Here is a 15416-nt window from a genome sequence, read left to right as displayed (position 1 = left end):
TCAGGCAAGCTCCTGCTGTGATGTCTGGGAAAGGGCGTTTTGGGCCGCGCGCGGGGCGAGGCCATAAAAAGTCAGGGCAGGGCCAGTGAATTCGGCCATGGCCAGATCGTTGGGCAGAGTGTCCAGCGTGGTCGACAGAATGCGCTGATCCGCGTGGCTGGCATTTTCCACCACGGTCACGGGTGTCGCGCGATCGGCGCCATGCATGATCAGGCGGCCCTGGATGAAACGCGCGGACTTTTTGCCCATATAGATGGCAGCAACTTCGCCGGGGCGGGCCAAGGCGGCCCAATCGTGATCAGCAAAGCCCTTCATGTCGTGGCCCGTCAAAAGACGGACCGAGGCATTGCGTCCACGCTTGGTCAGGCTTTGACCAATGGCGGCCACGCTGGCCGAGGCCGCGGTGATGCCCGGAACAACGTGCCAGCTGACGCCAACCGCTTCCAGCGCATCGATCTCTTCGTCGAGACGACCAAACACCGTGGGATCGCCGCCTTTGATGCGCACGACCAGAACGCCGCCCAGCCCGTGCGCTGCGATCAACGCGTTGATTTCGGATTGCGGTGTGGAGGGGCCAAACCCTTCCTTGCCGACATTGATCAATTGCGCGGTGGGTTTGGCAAAGGCCAGAACCTCTTTGGTGACCAAACGGTCGTGGATCACAACGTCGGCGGCTTCAAGTGCCTTGATGGCCTTGAGCGTCAGCAATTCGGGATCGCCGGGACCGGCACCCACAAAGGTGACATGCCCCTTGGTCAGGGGGCGGGAAATATGGCCGTCGCGGGCGGTTTGGGTCATGCGTGTCGTCATCGGGGCGTCGCCTGAAGTGTTTCGGTTCGTCCAATATAGGAAATATTCCCGGTATTTTGCCATATGCCGGGTTGAATAAGGACATATGTTCTGATCTAAGGGCGTTCGAATTGGTTTGTTCCAAAAAAGAGAGATTGGTGGAATGGCTGTCCGCATAGATGATCTGGATCGAAAAATCCTTGTGCAACTGCAGAAGGATGGGGGGCAATCGCTGGACGATATTGCCAAGATGGTGGGCAGTTCAAAGACGCCCGTCTGGAACCGGATTCGCAAAATGCGCGAGGGCGGGGTGATCAAACAACAGACCTTTTTACTCGATGCCGAAGCGCTTGGGTTTGAGGCCTGTTTTTTCGTGTTGATCCGCACGTCGGAGCATGATGCCGGGTGGCAAAAGGCGTTCCTGAAGGCGCTGCGGGATCGGCCCGAGGTGCAGGAAGCGCACCGGCTGGCGGGGGACATCGATTACATTCTCAAGGTCCGTGTCGCCAACGCCCGCGCCTATGATGTCTTTTACCAGGCGCTGATATCCGAAGTGAAAGTGCACAATGTGACGGCCCTTCTGTCGATGGAAGAGATCAAATCAACCACGATGTTGCCGCTCTGATGGGCGCGCAACAGCCCCTCTGGCCAAACTGTGGTATTGCCGGGTAAATTGCGGATATGTCTGCTGAATTCCGATCAAGATTACTGATCATTCTGGCCTTTCTGGGGGTGGTTGCCCTCTGTTCCGTGGGGCTGTGGCGCTATGGCTACCAGCAGGCGCTGTCTCAGCTGGCCAAGCAGGGAAATGCCGATCTGACCCTTGCGGTGGATCGGTTCACCGGACAGCTCCGGCGGTACCGCGAATTGGCGGTTTTCATGGCCGATCACCCGGAGCTTGCGCGTCTGGCCAACGGGGCGGATGCGGCGGCGGCAGAGCAATTGATGCTTGAAGCGGCGGATAAAACCGGTGCGCTTGGGCTTTACTATGCGGATGCGGAGGGCCGTATCCTGGCAAAAACCAGTCAGGTCAGCGACCCGGTGACGCAAAACAGTTTCTTTTCACGTGCGCTCACCGGCGCGCTTGGGTCGGGTCAGATGATCTACGGGCCCGACAACAAGCGGGTATACGCGGTGGCGGCACCGGCATTTGATGCCTCCAACCGCGTCGACGGCGTGCTGACCGTGCTGGTGGACGTGGCCGAGCTGGAATGGGACTGGATCGGCGGACGTCCTGTTGTGTTTTTCTCGTCCTCCGCGGGCGAGGTTTTCCTGTCGAACCGCTCTGAGCTCTTGTTCTGGCGGTCTGGCCCGGACGGGTTGGGCCTGCAGCCTGTGGATGGCCCGGTGCCCGCCTTTCGCAAATCCCTCTGGGGCGGATATGAAATCTGGTCGATGGATTGGGGGGCGTATCTGCCGCAACGCGCCCTGCATCTGGAGCGGCCGGTGCCGGCCATTGGCATGACGGGTCACGCGCTTCTGGAGGTGAATACCGCGGCGCAGCTTGCACTTCTGCAAACATCGGTGTTTGCACTGATCTGTTCTGTTTTCGGCGCGGTCATGCTGCAGGCCACCGAGCGGCGCCGCACGCTGGCCCGGGCCAATGCGCAGCTGGAGGCGCGCGTCGCGGAGCGTACGGCGGAACTCTCGGGCACAAACCTGGCTTTGCGTCGCGAAGTAGCGGAACGCGAAGAGGCCGAGGCGGCGTTGAAACAGGCCCAGGCCGAACTGGTACAGGCCGGGAAGCTGGGGGCTTTGGGCCAGATGAGCGCCGGGATCAGTCACGAATTGAACCAGCCGCTGATGGCAATCCAGCAATTTGCTGACAATGGTGCTGCGTTTCTGGACAAGGGCAAGGGCGAGGTTGCGGCAGAAAACCTGTCACGCATCTCTCAGCTTGCGGCGCGGGCGGCGCGGATCATCCGGAACCTGCGGGCGTTTTCGCGCAATGAAAGCGAGCCGATGGGCAAGGTCGATCTGGTCAAAGTGATCAACAGCGCCATCGAGTTGACCGATGCCCGGTTGCGGCTGGATCAGGTCACGCTTGACTGGGATGCAAACGCACAAGGCGGGCCGATCTATGCATGGGGCGGAGAGGTTCGGTTGGCGCAGGTCTTTGTCAATCTGATCAACAACGCCGCGGATGCCATGGCGGGTCAAAGCGACAAACGCATCGCCATAGAAATCGACACGGGCCGCAGATTGCGCGTGACCGTGCGCGATACCGGTCCAGGCATATCGGATCCTGAAAAAATCTTTGAGCCGTTTTATTCGACCAAAGAAGTCTCGGAAGAGGAGGGGATGGGATTGGGCCTTTCGATCTCCTACGGTCTGGTGCAGAGCTTTGGTGGCAAGATCAAAGGCGCCAATTGCGACGATGGCGGCGCGGTCTTTACGGTAGAATTGGACCACTGGAAGCAGGAAGCGGCGGCATGACACGCAGAATTCTGGTGGTGGATGATGATCGGCAGGTGCGCGAGGCGCTGGCCCAGACCCTTGAGCTGCACGAATTTGATCCGCTGACGGTGGGGTCGTTCATCGAGGCCAAGGATCATATCGATCCCGCGTTCGACGGCGTGATCCTGTCGGATATCCGCATGCCGGGCCGCGACGGGTTTCACCTGCTGACCCATGCGCGCGACATTGACCCTGATCTGCCCGTGATTCTGCTGACCGGTGAAGGCGATGTGCCGATGGCGGTCACGGCGATGGCGCAGGGTGCGTTTGATTTTCTTGAAAAACCCTGCGCGCCGGCGGCGCTTGTTCCGGTGTTGCAACGGGCCTTGGGTGCACGCAATCTGGTGCTGGAAAACCGACGCTTGAAACGGCAGTTGGAGGCCGGTGATCCGGCGGCGCGCATGCTTTTTGGCCATTCGGATCTTGCGCGGGAATTGCGCGCCCGGGTCCGCCGCGTGGCGCAAGCCTCGACCGAGGTTCTGGTAACGGGCCCGCCGGGGGCGGGCGTCTCGAAAGTGGCCGAGGTTTTACACCTGATGTCGGACCGCGCCGCGGGTCCTTTTGTAAAGAAACCGGCCAGCAGTCTGGATATGTCCGGATTTCGCGACCTCTGCCAGACGGCTGCGGCAGGCAGCCTTTTTCTCGATGAGGTGCATAACCTTGCCCTTGATGTTCAGTTCGAGCTTCTGGATTTCATCGAAACCGGTGCAACGGCCCGGATCATTGCGGGCTCAACACATGATCTGCAAAACCTGGTTGCGCAGGGGCAGTTCAACGCTGATTTATTCTACCGGCTGGATGTGATGCCGGTGCGCATTCCGTCCCTGGCGGACCGGCCCGAGGATATTCCGGTTTTGTTTGCGCATTACGTCGCTCAGGCCGCCGAACAATCGGGTCTGCCTGCGCCAGATATCCCGCCCGAAACACAGGCCGCGCTGATGGCGCGCCGGTGGCCGGGAAACGCACGATCCCTGATGAGTGCGGCAATGCGGTTCGTTTTGGGCATGCCCGAGGATGCCACGGCGCCCGCCGAATTGGGGCTGACGGATCAGATGGCGCGGGTCGAACGGGCGCTTCTGATTGCGGCATTGCAACGCCACGCGGGGAATGCCACCGACACAGCGCGCGCGCTACAACTGCCGCGAAAGACCTTTTATGACAAGCTCGCCCGTCACAGCATCCGCGCTGAGGATTACCGACAATAGCGCGCACACCGCAGGTGTCGAATTGGCCACGCCGGTTGGAAAAATACGGTTGCGCGGGGCGATAAGACTTTTTCCCTTTTGAGGCGCGCATGTACGCTGGCAGCCAATCAAACGCGCCACCAGCGTGAAAAGAATAAAAAGAGCAGTCAACATGAGCGAAGACAACGCCCCCGAAGCCATGCCCAAAGGCATGATGGCCGCTGCCCGTTGGGCCGCAGAACGCACCCCCGAAAGCCGCAACCGTGCCGTCGATTTCTACCGCGCCGTTGCAATCATGTTCGTCGTTCTGGGGCATTGGCTGTTGGTTGCGGCAGTGATCCGCAACGGTGAGGTCGAACTGGCCATTTTGTTGGCGGAACAGCCCTGGACCCAATATGCGACATGGCTTTTTCAGGTGATGCCGGTGTTTTTCTTTGTCGGGGGCTTTTCCAACAGCCTGTCCTGGACATCGGCACAACGTGATCCGGAAAAGGCGCGGATCTGGGCGTCAACGCGACTGGCGCGCTTGCTCAAACCGACGGTTCCGTTGGTGCTGGCCTGGGCCGTTCTGGCCTTTATCGCGCGGCAAATGGGTGTGTCAGCAGAGCTGATAGGTGCCGCGTCGCAGGCGGCGCTGGTGCCGATCTGGTTCCTTGCGGTCTACATCGTGATCACCGTTGCGGTGCCTGTCACTATGGCGCTTTGGGACCGTCTGGGGCTTTTGTCCGTCCTTTTGCTGGCGCTTGGCGCGATCGCGGTGGATTGCATTGCCTTTGGGTTGGATCAGCAATGGCTGCGCTGGTCGAATTACGGGTTTGTCTGGTTGGCCGTGCATCAGCTTGGGTACTGGTGGCGCGGTAATGACCGCCCAACGATCTGGGCTTTGGCTCTGATCGCGCTTGGGGTGGTCTGGCTCTATGTCCTGATCGCGCAGCTTGGTTTTCCGGTCGGAATGGTCAGTGTGCCAGGTGAAGAGATTTCAAATACGCGCCCGCCTACAACGGCAATGCTGGCCATTGGATGTGTGCAGATCGGTGTCATTCTGCTGGTCAGCGGTCCGGTGTCGCAATGGCTGCGCAACGTGCGGCCCTGGGCCTGGGTGATCGTGCTCAACCAGATGATCATGTCGGTCTATCTGTGGCACATCACCGCGATGATCGGCGTCATCCTGTTGGCGGTCTGGATGGGTGGTATCGGCCTGCATGTCACGCCGGGAACGGGGTTTTGGTGGTCGATGCGGCCGGTTTGGGTTGGGCTTTATGTGGTGTTTCTGATCCCGCTGGTCCTGATCTTCCTGCGCTTCGAATCCGGCAGCCGGGCCGCACGGGAGGCACAGCCGGGTCCGTCGCAATCCATTTTGGGTGCATTAGTGACCTGTGCGGGGCTGGTGATGATGGCCCTGAACGGCATCGGCGCCGCGTCAGCGATTGGGGTCAATTGGGTTGCGGTCCTCTTGGTTCTGGCCGGTGTTGGGCTTGCGACAAAACGGGTTTGGTAAGGCAGACGGGCGCCGCAATCGCCGACCGCCTTGTTTCCTGCGGTGAATGAAATCGTGCGAAAATCCACACAAGCGCCGCGCCAAGTGTGCGGTTTTCCGCACGGTTTTCGGGCGCAGGGTTTTAGGCGGCCTAAAGTCAGCCCCGTAACCATATGATTTATATATTTAAAACGACCAATAGGTTTTGGGAATAAACTCCGGCTTGAGAAACCTCAGCCCCTGAGAAAACATGACGCCGTAGCGCCCAAAACGGGTACACTGCAAAGTCTCAAGATTATGGGAGGAGACAAGAGATGAAATTTTTGAACACCACTGCCGTGGCACTGGCCCTGACCGTGTCAGCAACCGTAGCGCATGCCGCATGCGATGATGGTGAGATCGTCGTCAAGTTCAGCCATGTGACCAACACCGACAAGCACCCCAAGGGGATTGCCGCCTCGTTGCTGGAAAGCCGCGTGAACGAAGAGATGAATGGCAAGATGTGCATGGAGGTCTTCCCGAACTCCACGCTCTACAACGACAACAAGGTTCTCGAAGCGATGCTGCAGGGCGATGTGCAACTGGCCGCGCCCAGCCTCTCGAAGTTCGAGAAATTCACCAAACAGTTCCGCATTTTCGATCTGCCGTTCATGTTCAAGGACATCAACGCGGTAGAAGCGTTTCAGGCGTCAGAAAACGGGAAGGGCCTGCTCGACAGCATGCAGCGCCGCGGTTTGCAGGGCCTGGCCTATTGGCATAACGGCATGAAGCAGATGTCGGCCAATGTGCCGCTGGTTGATCCGTCGGACGCCAATGGTCTGAAATTCCGCGTGCAGTCTTCGGATGTGCTTGTGGCGCAGATGGAAGCCATTGGTGGTAACCCGCAGAAAATGGCCTTCTCCGAAGTCTATGGCGGTCTGCAACAGGGCACTGTGGACGGGCAGGAAAACACCTGGTCAAACATCTTTGGCAAGAAGTTCTTTGAAGTGCAGGACGGCGTGACCGAGACCAATCACGGCATCATCGATTACCTGGTGGTGACCAATATCGATTGGCTCAACAGCCTCGACGCGGATGTACGTGATCAGTTCCTGACGATCCTGGCCGAGGTTACCGAGACCCGGAACAAGGAATCCACCGCTGTGAACGCCGAGGCCAAACAGGCCATCATCGATGCGGGCAGCGAGGTGCGGCAACTGACAGCCGAGCAGCGCCAGGCATGGGTGGATGCGATGAAACCTGTCTGGGAGCAGTTCAAGGATGATGTCGGCCAGGAAAACATCGACGCGGCTCAGGCGATCAACGCCAGCATGTAAATCAACCGCGCGAAATAGCGCGGAGTGACACCGGGCGGGCCATTCAAACATGGCCCGCCCGACACATAAGGCGCATCTGCGGGAGGGGACCATGCAGACCGGCACATCCTTTACAGACAAAATCGAAGAAACCATCATTGCCGCGCTGATTGGCATGATGACGGTGATTACATTCGCCAACGTCATCGCGAGATTTGTGTTCAATTCCAATATCTTGTGGGCGCTGGAGCTGACCGTTTTCATGTTCGGCTGGCTGGTGCTTCTGGGCGCGTCCTACGCGGTCAAGAAACACGCGCATCTGGGCGTGGATGCGATCATCAACATGGTATCGCCCGCCACGGCGCGGATTTTTGGCCTGATCTCGGTCAGCTGTTGCCTGATCTTTTCGCTGTTGCTGTTAAAGGGCGCCTATGACTATTGGGCCGTCTTCGCCGATTTGCCGCCCACCTCGGGCCGCTGGTTCCCAACCGGGTTTGACAGCGCGGCGCGCAGCCAAAGCTTTTACGAGGTGCAGGACGTGCCGATGATTGGCCTTTTTGCCTTTCTCGAAGACCTGATCAATTACGGCGAAAGCTACGAAAAGCTGCCCAAGGTCATCCCCTATCTGGTGTTACCAGTGTCGATGTTGCTTTTGGTCATTCGCTTTGGGCAGGTCGCGGTGCAGATCTGGCGCGGTGACATTGACCGTCTGGTGGCCAGTCATGAAGTCGAGGATGAGATCGATGCCGCCCGGGCCAAGGTAGAGGGAGAGAACTGATGGAAGTTGCCATTCTCTTCGGCATGGTGATCGGCCTTCTGCTGATCGGTGTGCCCATCGCGGTCTCTCTGGGCCTGTCGTCCACGCTCTTTCTACTGGTCTATTCCGAAAGCTCGCTGGCCTCGGTTGCCGGTACTTTGTTCGAGGCGTTTGAAGGGCATTTTACCCTGCTGGCGATCCCGTTCTTTATTCTGGCCTCCAGTTTCATGACCACGGGCGGTGTGGCGCAACGGATTATCCGGTTCTCTATTGCTTGTGTGGGGCATCTGCCCGGCGGGCTGGCCATCGCGGGCGTCTTTGCCTGTATGCTTTTTGCCGCCCTCTCAGGCTCATCCCCGGCGACGGTTGTGGCCATCGGCTCCATCGTGATCGCGGGCATGCGGCAGGTGGGCTACACCAAAGAATTCGCCGCCGGTGTGATTTGCAACGCAGGCACGTTGGGCATCCTGATCCCGCCCTCCATCGTGATGGTGGTCTATGCCGCCGCGGTTGAGGTTTCTGTGGGCCGGATGTTCCTTGCGGGCGTCATTCCGGGGCTGCTGGCGGGCCTGATGCTGATGGTAACGATCTACATCATGGCCAAGGTCAAGAACCTGCCCAAGGGCGATTGGAATGGCTGGGGTGAGATTTTTGTCTCGGGCCGTGATGCGGGCTGGGGCCTCTTTTTGATCGTGATCATTCTGGGCGGCATCTACGGCGGTATCTTTACGCCGACCGAAGCGGCAGCGGTGGCGGCGGTCTATTCGTTTGTGATCGCGTGCTTTGTCTACAAGGACATGGGGCCGCTGGCCGATGACGGGCAGGGGGGCAAGATCAGCCTCTTCAAAAAGCCCTATGCGATGCTGACAGCCGTGTTCCATCCCGACACAAAGCATACGCTTTTCGAGGCAGGAAAGCTGACGGTGACCCTCTTGTTCGTGATCGCCAACGCCTTGATCCTGAAACATGTTTTGACGGATGAGCAGGTGCCTCAGACCATTGCCAATGCGATGCTGAGTGCGGGTTTTGGTCAGGTGATGTTCCTGATCGTCGTGAATGTCATCCTGCTGATCGGTGGTCAGTTCATGGAGCCTTCGGGCCTTCTGGTGATCGTGGCACCTTTGGTTTTTCCAATTGCGATCGAGCTTGGCATCGATCCCATCCATCTGGGCATCATCATGGTGGTCAATATGGAGATCGGGATGATCACGCCGCCGGTGGGTCTGAACCTCTTTGTCACCTCCGGCGTGGCGGGCATGCCGATGATGGCGGTGGTGCGGGCGGCGTTGCCGTTCCTTGCGGTTCTCTTCGTCTTCCTGATCATGGTGACCTACATCCCCTGGCTCAGTACCTATCTGCCCAATACCTTCATGGGGCCGGAGATCGTGGTCAAATAGGCGCAATCCAATTGCGCGCTACCGCGCCCCTATTTTGCGCATTGAGAGGCGACGCGTCAGGGATGGCGCGTCGTTTCGGTCTGACGGGGGATCAGATGCTGTCTTGCAAGGCCGCGATGATTGGCGTGAAATCGGCAGCCTTGAGGCTGGCCCCGCCCACAAGCGCGCCATCAACATTGTCCGTTGCAAAGATTTCAGCGGCATTGCCGGGTTTGACCGATCCGCCATAAAGCAGACGAATGCCATTGCCCGCCTCGGCGCCGAACCGTGTGATCAGACGGGTGCGGATAAAGTCATGCACTTCGTCGATCTGTTCAACTGTGGGGGTGAGGCCGGTGCCGATGGCCCAGATGGGTTCATACGCGATCACCGTGTTTGCGGGCGTCGTGGCATCGGGCACGGAGGCCGAAAGTTGCCCGCCGATGATATCGAGCGTGTTGGCAGCTTCGCGTTGGGCCAGGCTTTCCCCGAGACAGATGATGGTCGTCAGGTCGGCGGCCTGAGCGGCTTTGGCCTTGGCACGCACCAGTTCGCTGGTCTCGCCATGGTTTTCGCGGCGTTCCGAGTGACCGAGGATCACTGATTTCGCCCCGGCATCGATCAACATTGCCGCCGAGATATCACCGGTATGGGCCCCGGACGTTTCGCAATGACAGTCCTGTCCGCCGATGGTGACGGGCGATTGCGCCGCCAATGCGGCGGCTGGTTGAAGCAGGGTGGCCGGCGGGCAAATCAGGATGTCGACGGTCGGATCGGGGTGCGCAGTGATCAGGTCTTTGAGTTCGGAAAATGCGGCGCTTGTGCCATTCATCTTCCAGTTTCCAGCTGCAAGCTTGCGTCGTCCCACGTGAAATTTTTCCCTGATCTCAATTAGATGCGAGGTTTCGCTCACATGCCTTCGAATTTGATGGATCTCGCCGCAACCGCATGCCTCGGTGACGTTGGGGTTGTTGAATTCGAAACCCGATTCCAGCAATGACACCTTGTAGTCGATCTGTGTGCCAAAGAGGAACATCTGCGCCATCGGCGCGATCATCACCCGCGCGCCATCCTGCTCAACCACCTCATCATTGGGGTCGATTTCGGTGACGTAATCCATGGTGTATTCCATGCCCGCACAGCCGCCTTTCTTGACGCCGATCCGGAGACCTTCGTGGCCGTCCTTGGCCATCAGCTTGGCGATTTGCGCGGCTGCGGCGTCGGTCATTGAGACGGCTTGTTTTCCAGGTATGCCAAACATCAGGTTTGCCTTACATGCGGTTGATTAATCTACATAAAGCCCAGTTCAAGCCGGGCTTCGTCGCTCATCATGTCCATGCCCCAGGGCGGCTCCCAGGTAAGCTGAACATCGACCTGTTTCACACCGGCCAACGGCTCGATGGCCTCTGCCACCCATCCGGGCATTTCGCCGGCCACGGGGCAGCCCGGCGCGGTGAGGGTCATGATCACGCTGACAGCGTTCTCGCCGTCAATCTCGATCGTGTATATCAGGCCCAGATCGTAAATATTCACTGGAATTTCAGGGTCATAGACCGAACGGCACGCCTCGACGATCTGATCGTACATCGGGTGCTCAGTGCTTGAAGGGGCGATCAAGGGCGCGCCTTCTAGGGGATCGGGGCTGTGGGTCATGACTGCGTCCTGCGGAAGTTCCTGACCAAACATATAGGAATTATCCGCCGCCGCGTCCAGAGGTGCCGCACGACAGGATTAACTGTTGCGCGGTTGCTATGTTTTGGTCTTGCGCCGGCGGATCGGTGTGGGGCGGACGCGGGCTTCGATCATTTCGTAAAGATAACCCACGATGTTTTTGCCGGTCGAATTCTCGATCCCTTCGAAACCGGGCGATGAATTGACCTCCAGCACTTTGGGTCCGGCCTCAGAGCGCAGAAGATCGACGCCTGCCTTGTTGAGATTGAACACCTTGGCCGCGCGGATCGCGGTTTCGCGTTCGATCTTGGAGATCTTCACCGACTTGGCAGATCCACCGCGATGCAGGTTCGAGCGAAAATCGCCTTCCGCCCCGGTGCGCTTCATCGCCGCCACAACCTTGCTGCCAATCACCAGACAGCGGATGTCTTCACCGGCGGCCTCCTTCACAAAATCCTGGATCAGGAAATTTGCCTTGAGGCCACGGAACGCATCAATCACCGATTCTGCTGCCTTTTTGGTCTCGGCCAGGACGACGCCCTTGCCTTGGGTCGACTCCAACAGTTTCACGATCAGCGGGGCGGTGCCCACAAGGCCGATGATGTTGTTGGTGTCGCGTGGCGAAGCCGCAAAAGCGGTGTTGGGCATGCCAATCTTGGCGCGGGCCATCAGCTGATGGGCATAGAGTTTGTCGCGGCTGGCGGTGATCCCGGCCGAGCCGTTCACACAGTAGGTGCCCGTGGTTTCGAACTGGCGGATGATGGCCGCACCATAGGGCGTGATCGAGGCACCGATCCGCGGGATCACGGCGTCGAACCGGGGCAGGCGTTTGCCGTCATAATGGACCTCGGGAGCCAGCGCGTTGATCGCCATGTAGCACCGCGTCGTGTTGATCACCTCCACCACGTGGCCGCGTTTTTCGCCTTCTTCGACCAGACGGCGGGTGGAATAATTGTCCTCTCGGCTGAGCACGGCAATGCGCAGCGCGCGTTTGGGCGCCGCCTGGCGCATTTTGGCGGTGTGGTAGACGTCGTAATTCAGTTCCGGCTGCAGGAAACGGTCGGTGGCGGCAATCGAGATGTTGTCTTTGAGGGCGGTACGGCCCAAGAGCATCCTGTTGGTCATGTTGGCACGGTTGGTCAGGGTGATTTCAATGGGCCAGCTTTGGCCGCTGACCTCCAGCGTGGATGAGATGACAAAGCGCATTTCCTTGTCGCCGTTGGAGGAGGTCACCTCGCGGCGGTCCACGATTTCTGCAGAGCAGGGGATGACCAGATCGTCACGGCCGGGGATCGGGTGCACCGTGAACCGGACCTTGGGTTTGGTGCTGGATCCAAAGGTTTCAATGTCGAACGCATGAAGTGCGCTGGTCCGTGCGCCGGTATCGACCTTGGCGCGCAGGGCAGGGACCCCAAGATCAGGAAGGCCGATCCATTCCTCCCAGCCGAATTGCAATGGGGGCTGGGTATCGGATTGGGTCATGACATGTCCTCTTGGTGTGATCGCGTCTCTGGCGGCGCTTTGGGGCCATCATTGCGCTTGCGGCGCAGGGGTTCAAGGGGCTGGGGTTATTGCGACAGATCGGGCATGGGTTTCATGTTCCATTCGCAGGTCTCCAGCTCGAACTTGGTCAATTGCGTGCCGGTTGCTGGTTCGACGTCTTTCCAGCGCTCCGGCGCAACCTGCACCCAGACGACGGGTGGAGAATTGGGCAACATAGGCCGCTTTTCGATCCACCAGCGCCAATAGGCATAGAATTCTTCTTCCTTCAGCGGTTTGGGGATCCACTGGCAGGGATTGCCCATCTGCTTTGCAAAATCTGCGCGCATCTTCACGGAGCCATCCATGAAGGTGTTTCTGAAATTGGTCTTGGCGTCAAAAATGACCGTGTCGAACCGCACGAACCGAAGAGCCCCGCCTTCGTTGATCGCCGCACTCAGATTGGTGTCCTGCAATGTGTTGGGCATCTCGCGCTCGGGGTTTTCCTTATGCGGGGGCCACCCGGTCATGTGTGAAAAGCTGAAATCGGCGCCTTCCATATTGGCGCTTGAGAAATCCGTCCATTTCAGGCTGGCGAAGTTCAGGAAAACGCCTTCCATCTGCGCGAAGTTCATGCGGGCATGATCCATTTGCGCGCCCCATAGATTGGCTCCGGCCAGAAAAGACGAATTGAGTTTGGCCTCGCGCAGATCGGGCGGTCCACCGCGGTTCTTGTGCAGGTTGGGACGGTTCAAAATGTAGCGTGTGGCATGGCGGCGTTCCCACCATTCCTTGTCGAATTCGGCTTGGCGTGACCCCAGCTTTTTGCAGTCTTCCACGCCCTCCCGCTTGCACCATTTGGCGCGGAATTCGGCTTGAGCTACGCCGTAAGGCAGCCAGTTGCCCGGGCGTTCGACAATCTGCTGGTCGATCATGTTGAGCGAGGCGAGTTTGTCGAGTGGGCCCTCGGTCCGCTGGTAACTCAAATAGACGATAAAGCCGAGCAGCAAGGCGGTGGTCAGAATGCGCGATGGTTTTGCCCAGAACCGGACAACCCGACCCCTTGGGTGCGAGGACATCCGGTCCATCATGGTCAGGAGGCTGGTAAAGCCGGTGATGGTTGCCATGCCAAATGCGACACCAGCAAAGGAGGACATCCAGAAGGTGCGGGCGGAATAAGAGCCTTGCCACAGCAGGTACAGCACGAGGATGCCGCCACCAAAAGAGAGGAAGACATTTAGCGTGGTCGCCATGCTTTCGAGATTGCGCGTGGTTGTGCAGTCGTCCCGGCGCCAGGATTGGCGCAGTTGCAGCGCCGCGTCAGTGACCAGCCAGGGTGAAATGACATCGCCAAGCGGGCGTTCTTCGTAATGCGAATCTGCCGTGCCCAGAGCGTCCCAAAGGCGGATCAGGTAGAGGTGGAAATAGCCATAGATCGCCGCCGTTAGGATGGGCGCGACGGCAAAGAAATAAAAGGTTGGTACAGCCACTTCGACCAGCGGCAATTTGGTCGCGCGATTGACACCATAAAAGTCGATATGCTCGACCCCCATCAAGGTCATCACGACAAAAACCAACGCACCCAAAAGAGCGAACCAGGTGTTGCGGGCATTGTTTGTGAGCGCGTTTATGCGGTCGATTTCATTGGGTAATTTACTCATGCGAGAAAAGGCCTTGAAAGTTAATCAAGGTCAGATTGCCCGCAATGCGTGTAAAAATCAAATGGCTCCGACGTATGCCGGAGCCAAAGGATTAGTCGTTGATATCGTGGTCGATATGGCGCACTTGCCCGCTCTCGGCGCGAAAGCCGCTGCGCAGTGCGCCCCAGGCGACCAACGACAGGATCGCAAAGATGGCAAGCAGGGCGGGCAGACCCGGGCTGATCGGGGTCAGGAGCATCAGGCCAACAAGGCCCGCACCGATGGCAAATCCGAGAAAGATGAAGCCGGGCGCGGCCACTTCGAGGATTGCCAGAATGAGGGCGGCGGCGAGCCAGACCCACCAGTGTGACCAGAGAACCAATTCGGACATCAAGGTTTTCCTTTCAGCATATTAAACGCATTGCCAAAGGCTTCGAGCGCATTGGCAGGCACCAGCACTGTATTCGAAGAAGGGCTGTTGCCCAAAGCATTAAGTGATTCCACCTGTTTCAGCGCGACCTGATACTGCGCTGCCTCAAGCCCGTTTTCGGCAATGGCGGCGGCCACAACGCCGGTGGCATATGCCTCGGCATCGGCTTCGATCCGGCGCGCCTTGGCGGATTGTTCCGCGGCATAAAGCTCGGCATCGGCATTCAGTTCGACCGCACGTTTGCTGCCTTCGGCCTCGGTGACCTGAGCGCGACGGGCGCGTTCCGCGTTAAGCTGTTGCAGCATCGCGTCACGTGTTGCCTGATCGAGATCGACGTCCAGGATTTCAGCACGGGTCACTTCGATGCCCCAGTTGTCCACGGCGTCTTCGACCAGTGTCTTTATCGTTGCGATCAGCTCATTTCGGTTCGATTGCACCTCATCAAGGTCCATCTTACCAATTTCCGCCCGGACGATCCCGGCCACGGTGGTGGAAATAGCGCCATCAACATCGCGGATCCGGTAAACCGTCTTTTCGGGCTGGATGATGCGGTAAAAGACCGATGTTTCGACCTGCACCAGCACGTTATCTTTGGTGATTGCATCCTGGCTGGCATTGGGCAACTGGCGCTCAAGGATCGAAATCCGGTGGGCCACCTTGTCCAGAAACGGCACGATCATATTGATGCCAGGTTTCAACACCGCATGCAGACGGCCGAAGCGTTCCACCACATATTGTTCGGACTGCGGAACGATTTTGACGGCCCGCAGGATGACGATGATCAGCAGGGCGGCCAGCAGCAGGTAAAGTAAGTTGGATGACAACAGCTCTATTATTACGTCTTCAGACATTCATATCCCT

13 protein-coding genes and 2 pseudogenes are annotated in these 15416 nt (G+C 58.6%); 7 read left to right on the top strand and 8 right to left on the bottom strand.

All coding sequences use genetic code 11. The features are described 5' to 3' along the window. A pseudogene (cobA, locus tag ACZ1HJ_RS16140) lies at positions 1-756 on the bottom strand (uroporphyrinogen-III C-methyltransferase); the annotation flags it as partial. A 196-nt stretch (positions 757-952) separates the two neighbouring features. On the opposite strand from cobA, the gene ACZ1HJ_RS16135 reads away from it, so the two are divergent. The 7 genes from ACZ1HJ_RS16135 (at position 953) to ACZ1HJ_RS16105 (ending at position 9356) form a co-directional block, all read left to right on the top strand. Further along, positions 953-1414: an Lrp/AsnC family transcriptional regulator gene (locus ACZ1HJ_RS16135; RefSeq protein ID WP_472719665.1), complete on the top strand. Its 462-nt coding sequence runs from the start codon at positions 953-955 to the stop codon at positions 1412-1414. Between the two features lie 56 nt (positions 1415-1470). Beyond that, positions 1471-3225, top strand: coding sequence for a sensor histidine kinase (locus ACZ1HJ_RS16130; protein ID WP_472719664.1), 1755 nt, complete (start codon positions 1471-1473; stop codon positions 3223-3225). Next, positions 3222-4451, top strand: a complete 1230-nt coding sequence (locus tag ACZ1HJ_RS16125) for a sigma-54-dependent transcriptional regulator (RefSeq protein ID WP_472719663.1) — start codon at positions 3222-3224, stop codon at positions 4449-4451. The genes ACZ1HJ_RS16130 and ACZ1HJ_RS16125 overlap by 4 nt, the downstream gene beginning before the upstream one ends. A 151-nt stretch (positions 4452-4602) precedes the next feature. Continuing rightward, a complete protein-coding gene (locus ACZ1HJ_RS16120; RefSeq protein ID WP_472719662.1) occupies positions 4603-5928 on the top strand; it encodes an acyltransferase family protein in 1326 nt (441 codons plus the stop codon). Positions 5929-6221: 293 nt separating this feature from the next. Further along, on the top strand, positions 6222-7223 hold the full coding sequence (locus tag ACZ1HJ_RS16115; protein WP_472719661.1) for a DctP family TRAP transporter solute-binding subunit: 1002 nt from the start codon (positions 6222-6224) through the stop codon (positions 7221-7223). Positions 7224-7314: 91 nt separating this feature from the next. Continuing rightward, positions 7315-7980, top strand: coding sequence for a TRAP transporter small permease (locus tag ACZ1HJ_RS16110; RefSeq protein ID WP_472722225.1), 666 nt, complete (start codon positions 7315-7317; stop codon positions 7978-7980). Further along, positions 7980-9356, top strand: a complete 1377-nt coding sequence (locus tag ACZ1HJ_RS16105; protein ID WP_472719660.1) for a TRAP transporter large permease — start codon at positions 7980-7982, stop codon at positions 9354-9356. Before ACZ1HJ_RS16110 ends, ACZ1HJ_RS16105 begins: the two co-directional genes overlap by 1 nt. Positions 9357-9447: 91 nt before the next feature. Here the strand turns inward: ACZ1HJ_RS16105 and tpiA are convergent, their stop codons facing one another. The 7 genes and pseudogenes from tpiA to ACZ1HJ_RS16070 all read right to left on the bottom strand — a co-directional run bounded on the left by tpiA (position 9448) and on the right by ACZ1HJ_RS16070 (position 15406). Beyond that, positions 9448-10203 (bottom strand): triose-phosphate isomerase, encoded by a 756-nt coding sequence (gene tpiA / locus ACZ1HJ_RS16100; protein ID WP_472722224.1) that lies wholly within the window; start codon positions 10201-10203, stop codon positions 9448-9450. A gap of 78 nt (positions 10204-10281) precedes the next feature. Continuing rightward, positions 10282-10563 (bottom strand): annotated as a pseudogene (locus ACZ1HJ_RS16095) (HesB/IscA family protein); the annotation flags it as partial. A 62-nt stretch (positions 10564-10625) separates the two neighbouring features. Further along, positions 10626-10988 carry an SUF system Fe-S cluster assembly protein gene (locus tag ACZ1HJ_RS16090; RefSeq protein ID WP_472719659.1) on the bottom strand — a complete coding sequence of 121 codons (363 nt, stop codon included), beginning with the start codon at positions 10986-10988 and terminating at the stop codon, positions 10626-10628. A gap of 96 nt (positions 10989-11084) precedes the next feature. After that, positions 11085-12488, bottom strand: coding sequence for a 30S ribosomal protein S6--L-glutamate ligase (rimK, locus tag ACZ1HJ_RS16085; RefSeq protein ID WP_472719658.1), 1404 nt, complete (start codon positions 12486-12488; stop codon positions 11085-11087). Between the two features lie 86 nt (positions 12489-12574). Next, positions 12575-14146 carry a pentapeptide repeat-containing protein gene (locus ACZ1HJ_RS16080; protein ID WP_472719657.1) on the bottom strand — a complete coding sequence of 524 codons (1572 nt, stop codon included), beginning with the start codon at positions 14144-14146 and terminating at the stop codon, positions 12575-12577. A 91-nt stretch (positions 14147-14237) separates the two neighbouring features. Continuing rightward, on the bottom strand, positions 14238-14516 hold the full coding sequence (locus ACZ1HJ_RS16075) for an NfeD family protein (protein ID WP_472719656.1): 279 nt from the start codon (positions 14514-14516) through the stop codon (positions 14238-14240). Beyond that, positions 14516-15406 carry an SPFH domain-containing protein gene (locus ACZ1HJ_RS16070; protein ID WP_472719655.1) on the bottom strand — a complete coding sequence of 297 codons (891 nt, stop codon included), beginning with the start codon at positions 15404-15406 and terminating at the stop codon, positions 14516-14518. The genes ACZ1HJ_RS16075 and ACZ1HJ_RS16070 overlap by 1 nt, the downstream gene beginning before the upstream one ends. Positions 15407-15416: the final 10 nt, after the last annotated feature.

The organism is Roseovarius sp. JB2-10, assembly GCF_055693585.1.
The sequence above is the reverse complement of the archived record's forward strand: the minus strand, read 5'-3'. Positions and strand labels throughout refer to the sequence as shown.

Excerpts from the sequence above, each read along its gene's own strand:
- ACZ1HJ_RS16135 (WP_472719665.1), top strand. The coding sequence starts at position 953 with ATGGCTGTCCGCATAGATGATCTGGATCGAAAAATCCTTGTGCAACTG.
- ACZ1HJ_RS16130 (WP_472719664.1), top strand. The coding sequence starts at position 1,471 with ATGTCTGCTGAATTCCGATCAAGATTACTGATCATTCTGGCCTTTCTG.
- ACZ1HJ_RS16125 (WP_472719663.1), top strand. The coding sequence starts at position 3,222 with ATGACACGCAGAATTCTGGTGGTGGATGATGATCGGCAGGTGCGCGAG.
- ACZ1HJ_RS16120 (WP_472719662.1), top strand. The coding sequence starts at position 4,603 with ATGAGCGAAGACAACGCCCCCGAAGCCATGCCCAAAGGCATGATGGCC.
- ACZ1HJ_RS16115 (WP_472719661.1), top strand. The coding sequence starts at position 6,222 with ATGAAATTTTTGAACACCACTGCCGTGGCACTGGCCCTGACCGTGTCA.
- ACZ1HJ_RS16110 (WP_472722225.1), top strand. The coding sequence starts at position 7,315 with ATGCAGACCGGCACATCCTTTACAGACAAAATCGAAGAAACCATCATT.
- ACZ1HJ_RS16105 (WP_472719660.1), top strand. The coding sequence starts at position 7,980 with ATGGAAGTTGCCATTCTCTTCGGCATGGTGATCGGCCTTCTGCTGATC.
- ACZ1HJ_RS16090 (WP_472719659.1), bottom strand. The coding sequence starts at position 10,988 with ATGACCCACAGCCCCGATCCCCTAGAAGGCGCGCCCTTGATCGCCCCT.
- rimK (WP_472719658.1), bottom strand. The coding sequence starts at position 12,488 with ATGACCCAATCCGATACCCAGCCCCCATTGCAATTCGGCTGGGAGGAA.
- ACZ1HJ_RS16080 (WP_472719657.1), bottom strand. The coding sequence starts at position 14,146 with ATGAGTAAATTACCCAATGAAATCGACCGCATAAACGCGCTCACAAAC.
- ACZ1HJ_RS16075 (WP_472719656.1), bottom strand. The coding sequence starts at position 14,516 with ATGTCCGAATTGGTTCTCTGGTCACACTGGTGGGTCTGGCTCGCCGCC.
- ACZ1HJ_RS16070 (WP_472719655.1), bottom strand. The coding sequence starts at position 15,406 with ATGTCTGAAGACGTAATAATAGAGCTGTTGTCATCCAACTTACTTTAC.